This window comes from Stenotrophomonas sp. GD03877 (genome assembly GCF_029840555.1).
GTDB classification, from domain to species: Bacteria; Pseudomonadota; Gammaproteobacteria; order Xanthomonadales; family Xanthomonadaceae; genus Stenotrophomonas; species Stenotrophomonas geniculata.
In genome coordinates this window covers 43827-58353 of record NZ_JAOCCT010000026.1, presented here as the reverse complement: position 1 = coordinate 58353, position 14527 = coordinate 43827, and the positions used below count along the sequence as shown (strand labels likewise).

Here is a 14527-nt window from a genome sequence, read left to right as displayed (position 1 = left end):
TCGGCTGAGGGGTGGTTGGAAGAGCAGCCGAGCGTGGGCTCGGCTCTACAGTAGATCCACACCATGCGTGGATGTTCTCCTCGTCGCGTCAGGGCTTGCGCCGCGCATACCGCTGTGCGATCACGCCGCAGACGATCAGCTGGATCTGGTGGTAGATCATCACCGGCAGCACGATGGCACCGAGGCTGCCACCAGCGAACAACACCTTGGCGATCGGCACGCCCGTGGCCAGGCTCTTCTTCGAGCCGCAGAACACGATGGCGATCTCGTCCTCGCGGTTGAAGCGCAGGCGGCGGGCGATGAAGGTGATCAGCGGCATGGCGATGCCCAGCAGCACCGCGGCCACGACGGCCACGGCCAGCAGTGACAGCAGCGGCGTCTTGCTCCACAGGCCCTCGGTGACGGCTTCGCCGAAGGCCGAGTACACCACCAGCAGGATGGTGGCCTGGTCGGTGTAGCGCAGCAGTGCACGCTGCTTCTCCACCCAGCCGGCAATCCACGGCCGCAGCAGGTGGCCGGCCACGAACGGCACCAGCAACTGCAGCATGATGCCGCCGATCGCATGCAGCGGATCGTGCACGCCGCCGGAGGTGCCGGCCAGCGCGGTCAGCAGCAGCGGGGTCAGGAACACGCCGAGGATGCTCGACAGCGAGGCACTGCACACCGCTGCCGGTACGTTGCCATGCGCCATCGAGGTGAACGCGATGGACGACTGCACGGTGGACGGCAGGGTGCACAGGAACAGCACGCCCAGGTACAGCTCCGGGGTCAGCAGCCAGCCCGACAGTGGCTTGAACATCAGCCCCAGCAGCGGGAACAGGATGAAGGTGCAGGCCAGGATGGTCAGGTGCAGCCGCCAGTGCAGCATGCCGCCGATGATCGACTCGCGCGGCAGGCGCGCGCCGTGCAGGAAGAACAGCGCGGCGATGGCGACCGTGGTGACATCATCGAGGACGATGGCGGCGGCGCCCTTCATCGGCATCAGGGAGGCCAGGCCGACGGTGCACAGCAGGGCGAGGGTGAAGTTGTCCGGTCGCAGGCGCGACCACCAGCGGGTCATGGTGGGCAGAGTCCTTGGTGCGGTGGAGTCAGGGCGAAATGGATGGCGTGGCCAGGCGCTGGCGGGTGGCGGCTTCCAGCGACTTCAGGCCGGCACGCTGGCCGAGCTGCAGGGCCTGTTCCGGGCTGGCGTGTTCGTAACGTGCATTGACCAAGCCGAGCACGGCACCGGCACGGTTGCCGGAGGCGCAGTGCAGCAGCACCGGTCCCTGGCTTTGCCGCAGGGCCTGATGCACGGCGCGCACATTGGCCGCATCCAGCCCCTCTGCGCCGGCCACCGGAATGCGCACATAGCGCAGGCCCAGCGATTCGGCCACGTGGGTTTCATCGAAACCGCGGTCTTCGTCGGGCTGGCGCAGGTCGATCACCGTGCGCACCCCCTGTGCAGCCAGTTCGCGCAGCTGTGCGGCACTGGGCTGGCCGCCGGCATACAGGCCGGGGCGGACTTCATTGAGCGGGGTATCCGCGGCCAGGACGGCCAGCGGCAGGCAGAGCGACAACAACAGCAGGCAGGTCAGGCGCAGCAGCATGGTCCTCTCCGTGAAAGCGTCTGCCCCTCTACAGGCGCAGCCCGGCGCGGGCCTTCAACAGCTCGCGCAGTTCGTATTTGTCAGTATCGTCCAGACCCTGTTGGCGCTGCTTTGCCAACAACTCCTCCAGACGTTGCACCAGCAGCTGTTTTTCCAGCTGGGCCACCGCGTCATGCAGTTCCTGGGTCCAGCTGGCCTCGGTGCCGGGCAGCGTCTGTGCCGCCAGCGTATGCAACGAGGCCTGTTCCTCGCGGCCGTCGAAGTGTTCCAACAGGGCGCCGGTGCTGATGTCCGGGCGCTGTTCGACCAGCCCCAGCAGCTCCAGCAGCAGCTCCACGCCCGGCAGGCGCAGGCCCTGGAAGTGGTGCTTGCCGCCCAGGGTCAGCGCCAGCGACGGCTGCTGCAGCAGCACGGCGATCGCGCCGCGCACCAGGCTGCGCTTGGCCACCGGTTGAATAGTGCGTGCCGGCTGGCGCTGAGGCATCGAAGCGCGTGCAGCCTGGGCGTTGCCGCCGAGGCCGGTCAGCTGCGCCAGCTGCTGCTTCATCAGGTCGCCGAAGGCACCGTCGGGAATCTGCGCCAGCATCGGCTTGGCCCGCTCGGCCAGGCGCGCCTTGCCGTCCAGCGTGCCCAGGTTGATCTCGCGGGTCAGCTCGTCGAAGAAGAACTGCGACAGCGGCGTGGCCTGCTTCAGGCGTTCGTTGAAGGCCTCGGCGCCTTCCTTGCGCACGATGGTGTCCGGGTCCTCGCCATCGGGCAGGAACAGGAAGAAGGCCTGACGGCCATCCTTCATGCGCGGCAGCACCGACTCCAGCGCCTTCCAGCCGGCACGGCGGCCGGCGGCGTCGCCGTCGAAGCAGAAGAACACGTCCGGCGCGTTGCGGAACAAGAGCTCGGCATGGTCCGGCGTGGTCGCCGTGCCCAGCGTCGCCACCGCCTGGGTGACGCCGAACTGGAACAGCGAGACCACGTCCATGTAGCCCTCGACCACGATCAGCCGCTCGATCTTCTGGTTGGCCTGGCGCACCTGCCACAGGCCGTACAGTTCGCGGCCCTTGTGGAACAGCGCGGTTTCGGGCGAGTTGAGATACTTGGGGCCGTCGTCCTTCTCGAACACGCGGCCGCCGAAGGCGATCACCCGGCCACGACGGTCGAAGATCGGGAACATCACCCGGTCGCGGAACTTGTCGTAGACGTGGCCGCGGTCGTTCTTGGAGAACAGGCCGGCGCGGTCGAGCAGCTTCATGCGCCGCTCGTCCTTGCCGAGCGCATCGCGCAGGCCGCTGTACCCATCCGGCGCGTAGCCGATCTGGAAGCGTGCGCGGTTCTCTTCGTCCACGCCACGCCCATCCAGGTAGCTGCGTGCCTTTTCGCTGCCCTGCAGGTTGCTCTGGAAGAACTTCGTGGCCGCCTCAAGCGCCGAATACAGCTCGCGGCTGTCGTCCTGCTGCTGGGGGCTGCGTGGGTTCTCGCTGCGCGGCACTTCCATGCCTGCGCGCTTGGCCAGTTCATCCACCGCGTCGAGGAACTCGAGGCGGTCGTAGTTCATCAGGAAGCTGATCGCGGTGCCGTGCGCGCCGCAACCGAAGCAGTGATAGAACTGCTTGGTGGGCGAGACCGTGAACGACGCCGAGCGCTCGTCATGGAACGGGCAGCGCGCTGCATATTCCTTGCCCTGTCGCTTCAACGGCACGCGGCTGCCCACCACCTCGACGATGTCGGAGCGGGCGAGCAGATCGTCGATGAAAGCGTCGGGGATACGGGCCATGGGCAACAGAACGGGGCGCGGCCGCCAGGGCGCGCAGCAGGGGCGGCAGGTTCCCCTAGTTTACTCGCTGGCGACGCCGGGACTGGCCTGTTCGGCCTCGACCCCGGCCTTGGCCAGCTGAGCCCGTGCATGCAGGCGCTCGTCGATCACCGCGGTCATCAGCGCGCCGACGAAGAACACGGCGGTGGCGTAGTAGATCCACACCAGTGCGATCACCAGCGCACCCATCGAGCCGTAAGCGCTGCCCGGGGCCACGGTGGCGATGTAGACGCCGATGCCATACCGGCCCAAGGTGAACAGCACCGAGGTGATGGCGCCGCCGATGAAGGCCTGGCGCCACGCCACGCGGCGGTCCGGCAGGTAGTGGTAGAGGAAGGCGAAGGCCAGCGTGTAGAGCAGCAGCGAGGTCAGGTAGCCGATCGCCGGCAGCACCGAGGGCAGCTGCGCGAACACCACCTGCAGTGCAGTGGTGGCGGTCATCGAGAGGATCAGCAGGAAGCCCAGTGCCAGCACCACGCCGAACGAGAACACGCGCTTGCGCAGCCAGGCCTTGACGCCTTCCAGGCGCTGGCCGCTGGTGTGGAAGATCCGGTTCAGCGCGTTCTGCAGCTGGGCGAACACGGCGGTGGCGCCGATGAACAGCAGCAGTGTGCTCCACAGCCCGGCCAGCGAACCCACGCTGGGCTGGCTGTTGGCGTTGTGCAGCACGGTGTCGGCGACGCTGGCCACGCTGCTGCCGGCCACCGAGCCAATCTGGCTGATCAACGTCTGTTGTGCAGGCGGGTACAGCGAGGCAGTCAGCCACAACAGCAGCACCAGCAGCGGCGCCATCGACAGCAGGGCGTAGAAGGAGACCGAGGCGGCCTGGGTCAGTACATCGATTTCGACGAAGCGCTTGGCGACCGCCATCGGGAAGCTGTCCTGCAGGCGGTCAGCGTAGTGGCGAAGCCGTGCGGGGAAGCCGTGGGGACGCGAGCCGGTGGGGGCGTTGGATTGCTCGACCATGGGGATGTTGTAGCAGCCGGGGGTCGAAGGTGCGGTGAAGCGGATGCATCAATGGGGTCAGAGCCCTTCCGCGATGCGAAAGGGATCCGACCCCGGCAATGGCTTATGCCAGCAGCTGCTTGACCAGCTTGGATACCAGGCCCATGTCGGCCTGGCCGGCGAGCTTGGGCTTCAGCGCACCCATCAGCTTGCCCATGTCGGCCGGGCCGGAGGCGCCGGTCTCGGCAATGGCGGCCTGGATGGCGGCCACGATCTCGGCCTCGCCCATCTTCGCCGGCAGGTAGGCTTCGATGACCACGATCTCGGCGCGCTCGATCTCGGCCAGGTCCTCGCGGTTGGCGGCCTCGTACTGGTTGACCGAGTCCTTGCGCTGCTTGACCATCTTGTCGAGCACGGCGATCACGGCGGTGTCATCCAGTTCAATGCGCTCGTCCACTTCGCGCTGCTTGATGGCGGCATTGATCAGGCGGATCACGCCCAGCTTGTGCTTCTCGCCCGCCTTCATGGCGGCCTTCATGTCTTCGGTGAGCTGCTGCTTCATGCTCATGAGGAACCTCGTGGTGGTAGGTGGGGCGGGGCGGATGCCCGAACCCGGAAACGCAAAAAGCCGGCGACGCTCGCGCGTGCCGGCTTCGGCTCCATCGCGACAGGCAAGCCCGCCGCAATGAAGATGCGTCCGATCAGTACAGGCGCTGACGCTTGGTGACGTCGCGCGACGAGCGGCGCAGCTGACGCTTCACAGCAGCGGCGGCCTTGCGCTTGCGCTCCTGGGTCGGCTTTTCGTAGAACTCGCGCTTGCGGGTTTCGGCCAGCACACCGGCCTTTTCGCAAGTGCGCTTGAAGCGGCGAAGAGCAAACTCGAAGGGCTCGTTCTCGCGGACTTTGACGCTGGGCATGGAATCTCCGGGACACAGTAGAACCGGGTCACGCCCGGCGAGCCGCACATTATAGCGGCGAATAGACAAACTGCAAGCGGCCAACCCTGAATACGGGCCGGAAGTTCGAAAGCAGTGAGATCTGCACATCCCCCGAGGGGGCGGCAGGGGCGTCATAATAGCAGGCATGCGAGTCCTTGGCATCGAATCTTCCTGTGATGAGACCGGCGTGGCGGTGTATGACACCGACCTGGCCGGCAGCGCGGCCCTGCGCGCCCACGCGGTCTACAGCCAGATCGCCCTGCATGCCGAGTACGGCGGTGTAGTGCCCGAGCTGGCCAGCCGCGACCACGTCCGCAAGCTGCTGCCGCTGGTGCGCCAGACCCTGGCCGACGCCGGTCTGGGCGTAGACGACATCGACGGGGTGGCCTATACGGCGGGTCCGGGCCTGGTCGGCGCGCTGCTGGTGGGCGCCGGCGTGGCCCGCTCGCTGGCCTGGGCGCTGGAGGTGCCGGCGGTAGGCGTACACCATATGGAAGGCCACCTGCTGGCCCCGCTGATGGAAGACGATCCGCCGGAAGCGCCGTTCGTGGCGCTGCTGGTGTCCGGCGGCCATACCCAGCTGGTGGCCGTGGACGCCATCGGCCAGTACCGCCTGCTGGGCGAGACCCTGGACGATGCGGCCGGCGAGGCCTTCGACAAGACCGCCAAGCTGATGGGCCTGCCGTACCCGGGTGGTCCCCAGCTGGCCAGGCTGGCCGAGCAGGGCACGCCGGGCGCGTACCGCTTCGCGCGGCCGATGACCGACCGCCCCGGGCTGGATTTCAGTTTCTCCGGCCTGAAGACACAGGTGCTGATGGCCTGGCGCGACAGCGACCAGAGCGAACAGACCCGCGCCGACATCGCCCGTGGCTTTGAAGACGCGGTGGTCGAGACCCTGTCGATCAAGTGCGAGCGCGCGCTGGAAGCGGCCGGGACCAACGTGATCGTGGTGGCTGGCGGCGTGGGCGCCAACAAGCGCCTGCGCGCGCGCCTGCAGCAGATGGCCGAGCGCCTGGGCGGCCGCGCCTGTTTCCCGCGCCCCGCGCTGTGCACCGACAACGGCGCGATGATCGCCTTCGCTGGCGCGCTGCGCCTGCAGGCCGGCCAGCACAGCCCGCCGAAGGTGGACGTGACCCCGCGCTGGGACATGGCGACCCTGCCGGCGGTCTGATCCGGCAGCGCCGGGCCACGCCGGGCGGACGTATTACCGACGCCCTGCCAACGGCGACGCCGCCAACACGGTCGTCGCCCGCTCATGGCGCTGCAGCCAGCCCAGGGTGTGCGGGCAGCGGGCGTGGATCAGCCGCCCGATCGCGGCCAGGTCGGCACCGAGGTCGCGTTCCAGGATGGGTTCGTGGTGCGCGATCCGGTTGCGCAGGTGGCGGATGCGTCCAATGTCTGCGTGGATGGCTTTCCTGATGACACTGGGATGTGCCGAAGGCGCATGACGTAGAACCCCACCAAGTGCGGGTATCCACAGGGTGGAGTCGAAGCGACATGTAAAGAGCTGCTGCCAGAACACCATTGGCAGGTTGGCGACGATCTCAGGTGTATCGGTTGCGCGGCTGGCAAGTTGTTCCAGTGCCGTGCGTGGAGAAGTACTGGATGAAGTTGGCAGTCTGCGTCGGAAGGCATCATTCCACGGCCAACGCGGGCCGTGCTGTCGGGTAAGCACAGCTGCAGCGGCGTTGCGAATGACCACCTCGCACAGATGGACCGGCATCATCAGCGCACCGCACATCCGCATGTTCCAGAGATACAGGGAATCGGCAGTGACGTCAGGGCTGCAGGTCGATGCGATTCTCTCGTAAGTCGACAGGCGCTCCGCTGACAACGCGCGCCGCAGTACATCGTATGGAGCCATCGTCATGTGCGGTGGTGAAGGAGGGCTCAATGTTCGCGAGAGTGGGCGGCGACCACCATCAGGGAACGTAGTTGTCCGCGCGGCTGATTTCCTGCGTTTCGCCTCGGGCGAATACCTGACCTGCCCTGTCGGAATTGGCCTTGACCGGCGATCTGGTCCTTGCCTAATCTGCGTGCCTGCGCCACCGGGACTCGCGGCTGGATTCCAGCTCCCCCTGGGGACAAACGGTAGTACCAAAGGGCCCTGCTAGCGGGGCCCTTTGTCTTTTCCGGGCCCGCCCCGTGCCGGCCACCCATCGCCCGTTCCGGGCAGGGTCACCGCCGTGCCGTTACCATGGCCCCCTGTATTCGGGCGGGTAAGCGCAATGGACAAGGTTTTCATCGAGGGGCTGACGATCGACGCCCTGATCGGTATCTACGATTGGGAGCGACGGATCCGCCAGGACCTGGTGTTCGACCTGGAAATGGGCTTCGACAACCGTCGCCCTGCGGCTACCGATGACATCGCCCACACCCTGAACTACAAGGCGGTGAGCAAGCGCCTGGAGCAGTTCGTGCGCGAATCGGAATTCGGTCTGGTCGAGACCCTGGCCGAGCGTTGCGCGCAGATCGTACTGATCGAATTCGACGTGAAGTGGCTGCGCCTGAAGCTGAGCAAGCCCGGCGCGGTGCGCGGCGCGCGCGCGGTAGGCGTGATCATCGAGCGCACGCGGGACTGACCCTGTAGTGCCGGCCGCTGGCCGGCAACCTCAACAGCAATGAAGGAAGAAGGAGACAACTGATGGTGGACGCGGTGGTGGCGGTACAGTGGCTGGAAAAGCTGCAGAACACACTGGAACCCTATCCCGGCGCCTACCTGGCGTTGATGATCTCGGCGCTGCTGATCGCAGCGGGCCTGGCCAACTGGGTGACCAAGCGCATCCTGGTGCGTGGCCTGCGGCGCCTGCTGCAGCGCCTGCCGGGTGCCGAGTCCGGGCGTGGCAGCCATTTGATGCGGGTCATTTCGCGCCTGTCCAACGTGGTGCCCAGCCAGGTGATCGCCTCGGGCATCACTCTGATCCCAGATCTGCCGCCCGGCCTGGTCAACGTCATCATCAAGCTGTGCATCGTGTGGGCGGTACTGACCGTGTCGATGGCGTTCTCGCATGCGCTGGACGCGGCCAACAGCCTGTACGAGCGCAAGCCCGACGCGCGCAACAAGCCGATCAAGGGCTACCTGCAGGTAGTCAAGATCGTGGTGTTCGTGGCCGCCGGCCTGTCCATCATCGCCACCCTGCTGGGGGTCGCCCTGGGGCCACTGGTCACCGGCCTGGGCGCGGCCACCGCGGTGCTGATGCTGATCTTCCAGGACACCATCCTGTCGCTGGTGGCCAGCGTGCAGATCAGCGGCGATGGCCGCGTGCGCATCGGCGACTGGATCGAGATGCCCAGCCAGAACGCCGATGGTGATGTGATCGACATCGCCCTGCACACCATCACCGTGCAGAACTTCGACAAGACCATCACCACCATCCCGACCAAGAAGCTGGTGACCGAGTCGTTCAAGAACTGGCGCGGCATGCAGGAGGCCGGTGGCCGCCGCATCAAGCGCGCGCTGTACCTGGACCAGCACAGCGTCGGATTCCTGGACGAGGGCGACCTGGCCTTCCTCGGCCAGTTCGCGCTGCTGCGCGACTACCTGCAGGACAAGGAACAGGAACTGGGGCAGTGGAACGGGCGCCTGCGCGAGCAGGGCGTGGCCGAGGTCAACAGCCGCCGCGTGACCAACCTGGGCACCTTCCGCGCCTACGTGGAGCGCTACCTGCGCAGCCACCCGGGCATCCACACCGACATGACCCTGCTGGTGCGGCAGCTGCAGCCGACCACCGAGGGCCTGCCGCTGGAGCTGTACTGCTTCACCCGCAGCACTGCCTGGGGCGAGTACGAGGCGGTGCAGTCGGACATCTTCGACCACCTGTTGGCGATCCTGCCGGCGTTTGGCCTGCGGGTGTTCCAGGCCTCCAGCGACGCCATGTTGATGGCCGGGCAGCGCCAGTTGGCCGGCTCGGAGTAAGCTGCGGTGCCCCCGGCGGGGCCATACGGTCCCCGCTGGTGGCTGAAACTGAATGAAGAAACCTCTCGCCAAACGGCTCGGGATCGCTAGAATGCCGGGCTTGTAAACGTTTTCATCAAGGACTGCCGGTGGCCTCCGATCGCATCGAATCCCTCATTGCCCAGATGACCGTCGAGGAAAAGGTCGGCCAGCTGGGTGTCTTCGCAGACATGGTCCGCCCGTTCGCCCCGGACGTGAACCCGGAAGCCAACGTGCGCAATGCCGACCAGGTGCTGCAGCAGGTGCGCGAGGGCAAGGTCGGGTCCCTGTTCAATGGTGTCGGCGCCGAGCTGGGCCGCCGCATCCAGCAGGTCGCCACCGAGGAGAGCCGCCTGGGCATCCCGGTGATCCTGGCTGCCGACGTCATCCACGGCATGCGCACCGTGTTCCCGATCCCGCTGGGCGAGGCCGCCAGCTTCGAACCGGACCTGGCCGAGCGCACCGCGCGTGCCACTGCCATCGAGGCCACCGCTGCCGGCCTGCACTGGACCTATGCCCCGGCCGTGGACATCGCCCGCGACCAGCGCTGGGGCCGTGGCGCCGAAGGTGCCGGTGAGGACGTGGTGCTGGGCTGTGCGTTCGCCGCCGCCCGCGTGCGCGGCTTCCAGGGCGGCGATCTGCGTGCCGCCGATTCGCTGCTGGCCACGCCGAAGCACTTCGCCGCCTATGGCGCGGTGATGGCCGGCATGGAATACAACATGGTGGACATCTCGCCGCAGACCCTGCGCGACGTGCACCTGCCGCCGTTCAAGGCCGCCTTCGACGCCGGCGCGATCACCGTGATGTCCTCGTTCAACGACATCAACGGCGTGCCGGCCAGCGCCAATGCCGAACTGCTGACCGACATCCTGCGCGGCGAATGGAAGTTCCCGGGCGTGGTGATCTCCGATTACACCGCCGACATGGAACTGGTCGCGCACGGCTATGCCGCCGACGATCGCGATGCCACCGCCAAGGCATTCACCGCCGGCCTGGACCTGAGCATGCAGAGCGGCTTCTACGCCGAGCACCTGCCGGGCCTGGTCGAGAGCGGCGAGGTGCCAATGGCGGTGCTGGATGAGGGCGTGCGCCGCATCCTGTGGCTGAAGGAAACCATCGGCCTGTTCGACGACCCGTACCGTTCGCTGGACCCGGCGCGCGAAGCGGATACCTCGCACCTCGCCGCGCATGACGAACTGTCGCGCGACGCCGCGCGCCGTTCGATCGTGCTGCTGAACAACCGCGACAACGTGCTGCCGCTGCAGAAGACCGGGCAGAAAATCGCGCTGATCGGCCCGTTCGTGCAGGACCGCGAGAACATTGAAGGCTGCTGGACGCTGTTCGGTGACAAGCAGCGCTACGTGGATCTGGAAACCGGCGTCCGTGCCGCCATCGGTGACGAAGCGCTGCTGGAAATCGTGCCGGGCTGCGAACTGGAAACTGCCATTCCGGGCGGCACCGAAGCAGCCGTGGCTGCCGCTCTGCGCGCCGACGTGGTGGTGCTGGCGCTGGGCGAACCGCAGCGCTACAGCGGTGAAGCGCAGTCGCGCGTGGAGATCACCCTGCCGCCGGCCCAGCAGGCGCTGGCCGAGGCCGTGGCGATGACCGGCAAGCCGCTGGTGGTGCTGCTGCGCAATGGCCGCGCGCTGGCGCTGCAGGGCGCGGTGCGCAATGCACAGGCGGTGGCGGTGACCTGGTACCTGGGCACGCAGACCGGCCACGCTGTGGCCGATGTGCTGTTCGGCGACTACAGTCCGTCCGGCCGCCTGCCGGTCAGCTTCCCGCAGGTATCCGGCCAGCAGCCGTACTTCTACAACCACCCGCGCACCGGTCGCCCGGAACTGCCGACCATGTCGGAGTTCAAGGCCCGTTGGCGCGAGATTCCGAACGAACCGCTGTACCCGTTCGGCCATGGTATCGGCTACACCAGCTTCGCCTACGGCGTGCCGCAGCTCAGCGCGGCGCAGTTGGGCTGGGACGACACCCTGACCCTCACCACCACGCTGACCAACAGCGGTGATGTGGCCGGCGAGGAAGTGGTGCAGTTGTACATCCATGACCGCGTGGCCAGCCGCGTGCGTCCTGTGCGTGAGTTGAAGGACTTCCGCAAGGTGGCACTGCAGCCGGGCGAGTCGACCGAGGTGGTGTTCACCCTCACCCGCGAGCAGCTGTCGTTCACCGGCCGCGACGGCGTGCTGCGCGCCGAGCCGGGCGTGTTCGACGTGTGGGTATGCGCCTCGTCGGCGGCGGGTGAAGCGGTGCAGTTCGAGCTGCTGAAGGGCTGATTGCGCCCTCATCCACGCATGGCGTGGATCTACGGCAAGCGGTAGCGCCGGGCCACGCCCGGTGTTGCTGTGCTCACATTGCACGAACACGCCGGGCGTGGCCCGGCGCTACCATCGGGTTCCCTGTTTCGATGGAGCGCGCGCATGCGCCGGATGGCCTGTCTGATTCCCGCCCTGTTGCTGGCCGCCTGTTCGCAGCCGGCGCCGCCGGCCGAGCCTGCGGCGGATGCTCCGCCGCCGATGGAGGCCAGTGCTGCAGCGACGCCTGCGGCACCCCCCGCTGAGCCCACCGCCGCCGCACCGGCCGCGTCCGAAGCGGAAGCGCCCGCCGAAGACGCACGCGCGCGCATCGAGTCGCTGCTTGGCGATGCGGCGCAGTACGAAAAGGTGTTCAACGCGTTCAAGACCGCGGTGGTCGGCGGTGATCGTGCTGCCGTGGTCGAGGAAGTGCACTTCCCGTTGAACATCAGCGGCGGAAAGAAGATCACCGGCCCCGGTGAGTTCCAGCGCAACTACGAGAAGATCATCACCCCGGCGGTGGTCAAGGCGGTGTCCGAACAGGACTTCGGCAAGGTCTTCGTCAACCAGCAGGGCGTGATGATTGGCGATGGACAGGTGTGGTTGAACGGGCAGTGCCTGGACCAGGCCTGCACGAAGACCGAGGTGAAGGTCATCACCATCCAGTAAACGGAAACGGCCCCGCATGCGGGGCCGTTCCGGGAAAAGGTGCCGATCAGGCCTTCGGCGTCAGCTTCAACAGGCGCGCCTTGCTGCCATCTTCCAGCAGCCACAGCGCGCCATCCGGACCCTGTTCCACTTCGCGGATGCGCTCGCCCATGTTGAAGCGTTCGGCCTCGCGCGCGCTGTCGCCGTCGAACGCCACACGCACCAGCGAGGTCGACGACAGCCCACCGATGAAGCCGCTGCCCTTCCACTGCGGGAACAGGCTGCCGCTGTAGATCACGAAGCCGGCCGGCGAGATCACCGGCGTCCAGGTCACCTTCGGGGCGGCGAATTCCGGACGCGTCTCGTGGTCAGGAATCGGTCGGCCGTCGTAATGGTCGCCGTTGGAGACGATCGGGTAACCGTAGTTGGCGCCGCGCACGATCAGGTTCAGTTCGTCGCCGCCGGCCGGGCCCATCTCGTGTGCCCACAGCTTGCCGTTGGCGTCGAAGGCCATGCCGAGGATGTTGCGGTGGCCCAGCGACCACACCTGCGCGGCCACGCCGCCCTGCGAGGCGAACGGGTTGTCGGCCGGCAGGCTGCCGTCATCGTTGAGGCGGATGATCTTGCCGAGGTTGCCGCCCATGTCCTGCGCCGGATCGAACTTCTGCCGCTCGCTGGAGCTGATCCACAGCTTGCCGTCCGGGCCGAAAGCGAGGCGGTGGCCGTAGTGACCCTCACCGCTGACCTTGGGGCTCTGCCGCCAGATCACCTTCAGGTCCTTGAGCTGACCGGCGCCGTTGGCGTCCAGCGCCAACGTGGCACGGGCCACGGCAGCACCGCGGGTGTCCAGCGTGCCTTCCTCGGCGTAGCTGAGGTACACAACGTGATTACGGGCGAAATCGGGATGCAGGATGATGTCGCCGAAACCGCCCTGGCCACCGTAGGCGACCTTCGGAACGCCGGTGATCTCGTGCTTCTGGCCGCTGGCCAGATCCAGGTGCTGCAGCTTGCCGCGCTTCTCGGTGACCAGCAGGCTGCCGTCGGGCAGGAAGGTCATCGCCCACGGCTGGTCAAAACGGCTGACTTCGGTGGCGGTGAACGGGCGCTGGTCGGCGGTGGAGGAGGCTGCGGGCGCGCTGGTCTGGGCGCCGTTGGCGCCAGGGTCGGCGGCATTGCAGGCGGAGGTGGCGAGGATCGGCACCAGGCCGAGGGCGAGCAGCAGGGGCATGCGGGTCATGGGTATCTCCAGGGCGGGGATGCGGATGGCCGGGCTGTCCCTTGTATACCACTGGAGGCGTGATCGTCGTGGCCCGAAGGTCCTGCGCCCCCCTGTGCGACGGCGGCGGGATCGTCTAGGGTGGGCACGCCCGGGCAACGCGTGCCCGACTGCCTGCCAAGGATCTGCAATGAACACTGCCATGCCCCACAAGCCGTCCACCGCCTTCATCGCCGCCTCGTGGGTGGCCCTGTTGCTGGGCGCGGCGGCCTACCTGATCGGCCTGTTCAACGCCGCCACGATGGCGCTCAACGAGAAGGGCTACTACCTGACCCTGCTGCTGTTCGGCCTGTTCGCGGCGGTGTCGCTGCAGAAGAGTGTGCGTGACCGCGTCGAGGGTATTCCGGTGAGTGGTTTGTACTACGCGCTGTGCTGGTTCGCGCTGCTGTCGGCGCTGATGCTGCTGCTGGTTGGGCTGTGGAATGCCACCCTGGCATCGAGCGAGAAGGGCTTCTATGGCATGGCCTACGCGCTGTCGCTGTTCGGTGCGGTGGCGGTGCAGAAGAACACCCGCGACCTGATCGCCGCCGGTGGCGGTGAGAGCAAGCGCAGCGCAGGCGTGCCGCCGCTGCCGGAACAGGAGTGATCGATCCGGTGTAGAGCCGAGCCATGCTCGGCTCAGTCGAGCATGGCTCGACTCTACAGACGTGGTGCGAGAGCCGAGCATGGGCTCGGCTCTACAGGAGCATGGCGCTATCGCTTCAACCGCGGATCCGCCAGCTGTGCATCTTCCCAGCCACGGCGCACAGCACCGCGCGCCTGCGCCCATTCCAGCCGGCTGCGGCCACGTTCATTGGCCCAGCGCGATTCCAGCTCGGCTTCGACCTGTTCGTAGGCGCGGATCATGTCCTGTGCGCGAGCCGCATGTCCGATACGGTAGGCAGGCTCGTAGTCCTCGAAGAACAACTGGTCGTCGTAGTACGGCTCGGCCGTGTAGCGCTCGCGCCAGTAGTTGCTGACCGCATCGCGCGGGGTGCTGTCGTCCGGTACGCGGCCGGGGATCTGGTACTCGGTCATGGAAGGCTCCGTTGTGGACGAAGCCCGATCGTGCCTGCGTGGCGGTTAACGGCCCGGTCCGGCAGCGTGA

The 14527-nt window shown here is 67.1% G+C and carries 15 protein-coding genes; 6 read left to right on the top strand and 9 right to left on the bottom strand.

The features are described 5' to 3' along the window. Window positions 1-88: 88 nt before the first annotated feature. The 6 genes from N5D20_RS17725 to rpsU form a co-directional block, all read right to left on the bottom strand. Window positions 89-1060 (bottom strand): bile acid:sodium symporter family protein, encoded by a 972-nt coding sequence (locus N5D20_RS17725; protein ID WP_279914764.1) that lies wholly within the window; start codon window positions 1058-1060, stop codon window positions 89-91. A 28-nt stretch (window positions 1061-1088) separates the two neighbouring features. Next, window positions 1089-1589, bottom strand: a complete 501-nt coding sequence (locus N5D20_RS17720) for a protein tyrosine phosphatase family protein (protein WP_010484227.1) — start codon at window positions 1587-1589, stop codon at window positions 1089-1091. A 28-nt stretch (window positions 1590-1617) separates the two neighbouring features. Continuing rightward, window positions 1618-3357, bottom strand: a complete 1740-nt coding sequence (gene dnaG, locus N5D20_RS17715; protein ID WP_043400033.1) for a DNA primase — start codon at window positions 3355-3357, stop codon at window positions 1618-1620. Between the two features lie 60 nt (window positions 3358-3417). Continuing rightward, entirely contained in the window at window positions 3418-4362 is a 945-nt protein-coding gene (locus N5D20_RS17710) for a YihY/virulence factor BrkB family protein (protein ID WP_019336363.1), read from the bottom strand. Between the two features lie 103 nt (window positions 4363-4465). After that, a complete protein-coding gene (locus N5D20_RS17705) occupies window positions 4466-4909 on the bottom strand; it encodes a GatB/YqeY domain-containing protein (protein ID WP_043400028.1) in 444 nt (147 codons plus the stop codon). A 133-nt stretch (window positions 4910-5042) separates the two neighbouring features. Beyond that, a complete protein-coding gene (rpsU, locus tag N5D20_RS17700; protein ID WP_002808376.1) occupies window positions 5043-5258 on the bottom strand; it encodes a 30S ribosomal protein S21 in 216 nt (71 codons plus the stop codon). A gap of 166 nt (window positions 5259-5424) precedes the next feature. Between rpsU and tsaD the strand changes: the two genes are divergently transcribed. Further along, entirely contained in the window at window positions 5425-6450 is a 1026-nt protein-coding gene (tsaD, locus tag N5D20_RS17695; RefSeq protein ID WP_010484223.1) for a tRNA (adenosine(37)-N6)-threonylcarbamoyltransferase complex transferase subunit TsaD, read from the top strand. 33 nt (window positions 6451-6483) lie between these two features. Here the strand turns inward: tsaD and N5D20_RS17690 are convergent, their stop codons facing one another. Beyond that, window positions 6484-7149, bottom strand: coding sequence for a hypothetical protein (locus tag N5D20_RS17690; protein ID WP_149500641.1), 666 nt, complete (start codon window positions 7147-7149; stop codon window positions 6484-6486). A 358-nt stretch (window positions 7150-7507) separates the two neighbouring features. Between N5D20_RS17690 and folB the strand changes: the two genes are divergently transcribed. The 4 genes from folB to N5D20_RS17670 all read left to right on the top strand — a co-directional run bounded on the left by folB (window position 7508) and on the right by N5D20_RS17670 (window position 12185). Continuing rightward, a complete protein-coding gene (gene folB, locus N5D20_RS17685) occupies window positions 7508-7861 on the top strand; it encodes a dihydroneopterin aldolase (RefSeq protein WP_197654668.1) in 354 nt (117 codons plus the stop codon). Window positions 7862-7923: 62 nt separating this feature from the next. Further along, complete coding sequence (locus tag N5D20_RS17680; RefSeq protein ID WP_010484220.1) at window positions 7924-9195, top strand: mechanosensitive ion channel domain-containing protein; 1272 nt, start codon at window positions 7924-7926, stop codon at window positions 9193-9195. A 128-nt stretch (window positions 9196-9323) separates the two neighbouring features. Continuing rightward, window positions 9324-11498 carry a glycoside hydrolase family 3 N-terminal domain-containing protein gene (locus N5D20_RS17675; RefSeq protein WP_197654667.1) on the top strand — a complete coding sequence of 725 codons (2175 nt, stop codon included), beginning with the start codon at window positions 9324-9326 and terminating at the stop codon, window positions 11496-11498. Window positions 11499-11642: 144 nt separating this feature from the next. Continuing rightward, the gene (locus N5D20_RS17670; RefSeq protein ID WP_010484218.1) at window positions 11643-12185 is read left to right on the top strand and encodes a hypothetical protein; all 543 of its coding nucleotides are present in this window, start codon (window positions 11643-11645) and stop codon (window positions 12183-12185) included. Between the two features lie 46 nt (window positions 12186-12231). On the opposite strand, the gene N5D20_RS17665 is transcribed toward N5D20_RS17670, so the two are convergent. Further along, complete coding sequence (locus N5D20_RS17665; RefSeq protein ID WP_224328891.1) at window positions 12232-13401, bottom strand: PQQ-dependent sugar dehydrogenase; 1170 nt, start codon at window positions 13399-13401, stop codon at window positions 12232-12234. A gap of 169 nt (window positions 13402-13570) precedes the next feature. Between N5D20_RS17665 and yiaA the strand changes: the two genes are divergently transcribed. Next, a complete protein-coding gene (yiaA, locus tag N5D20_RS17660; protein WP_010484216.1) occupies window positions 13571-14026 on the top strand; it encodes an inner membrane protein YiaA in 456 nt (151 codons plus the stop codon). 107 nt (window positions 14027-14133) lie between these two features. Here the strand turns inward: yiaA and N5D20_RS17655 are convergent, their stop codons facing one another. Further along, window positions 14134-14457: a hypothetical protein gene (locus tag N5D20_RS17655; protein WP_010484215.1), complete on the bottom strand. Its 324-nt coding sequence runs from the start codon at window positions 14455-14457 to the stop codon at window positions 14134-14136. Window positions 14458-14527 lie beyond the last annotated feature (70 nt).

Coding starts and splice junctions, on each gene's coding strand:
- rpsU (WP_002808376.1), bottom strand. CDS start 5,258: ATGCCCAGCGTCAAAGTCCGCGAGAACGAGCCCTTCGAGTTTGCTCTT.
- N5D20_RS17720 (WP_010484227.1), bottom strand. CDS start 1,589: ATGCTGCTGCGCCTGACCTGCCTGCTGTTGTTGTCGCTCTGCCTGCCG.
- N5D20_RS17670 (WP_010484218.1), top strand. CDS start 11,643: ATGCGCCGGATGGCCTGTCTGATTCCCGCCCTGTTGCTGGCCGCCTGT.
- yiaA (WP_010484216.1), top strand. CDS start 13,571: ATGAACACTGCCATGCCCCACAAGCCGTCCACCGCCTTCATCGCCGCC.
- N5D20_RS17705 (WP_043400028.1), bottom strand. CDS start 4,909: ATGAGCATGAAGCAGCAGCTCACCGAAGACATGAAGGCCGCCATGAAG.
- N5D20_RS17665 (WP_224328891.1), bottom strand. CDS start 13,401: ATGACCCGCATGCCCCTGCTGCTCGCCCTCGGCCTGGTGCCGATCCTC.
- folB (WP_197654668.1), top strand. CDS start 7,508: ATGGACAAGGTTTTCATCGAGGGGCTGACGATCGACGCCCTGATCGGT.
- dnaG (WP_043400033.1), bottom strand. CDS start 3,357: ATGGCCCGTATCCCCGACGCTTTCATCGACGATCTGCTCGCCCGCTCC.
- N5D20_RS17655 (WP_010484215.1), bottom strand. CDS start 14,457: ATGACCGAGTACCAGATCCCCGGCCGCGTACCGGACGACAGCACCCCG.
- N5D20_RS17680 (WP_010484220.1), top strand. CDS start 7,924: ATGGTGGACGCGGTGGTGGCGGTACAGTGGCTGGAAAAGCTGCAGAAC.
- N5D20_RS17710 (WP_019336363.1), bottom strand. CDS start 4,362: ATGGTCGAGCAATCCAACGCCCCCACCGGCTCGCGTCCCCACGGCTTC.
- N5D20_RS17725 (WP_279914764.1), bottom strand. CDS start 1,060: ATGACCCGCTGGTGGTCGCGCCTGCGACCGGACAACTTCACCCTCGCC.
- tsaD (WP_010484223.1), top strand. CDS start 5,425: ATGCGAGTCCTTGGCATCGAATCTTCCTGTGATGAGACCGGCGTGGCG.
- N5D20_RS17690 (WP_149500641.1), bottom strand. CDS start 7,149: ATGACGATGGCTCCATACGATGTACTGCGGCGCGCGTTGTCAGCGGAG.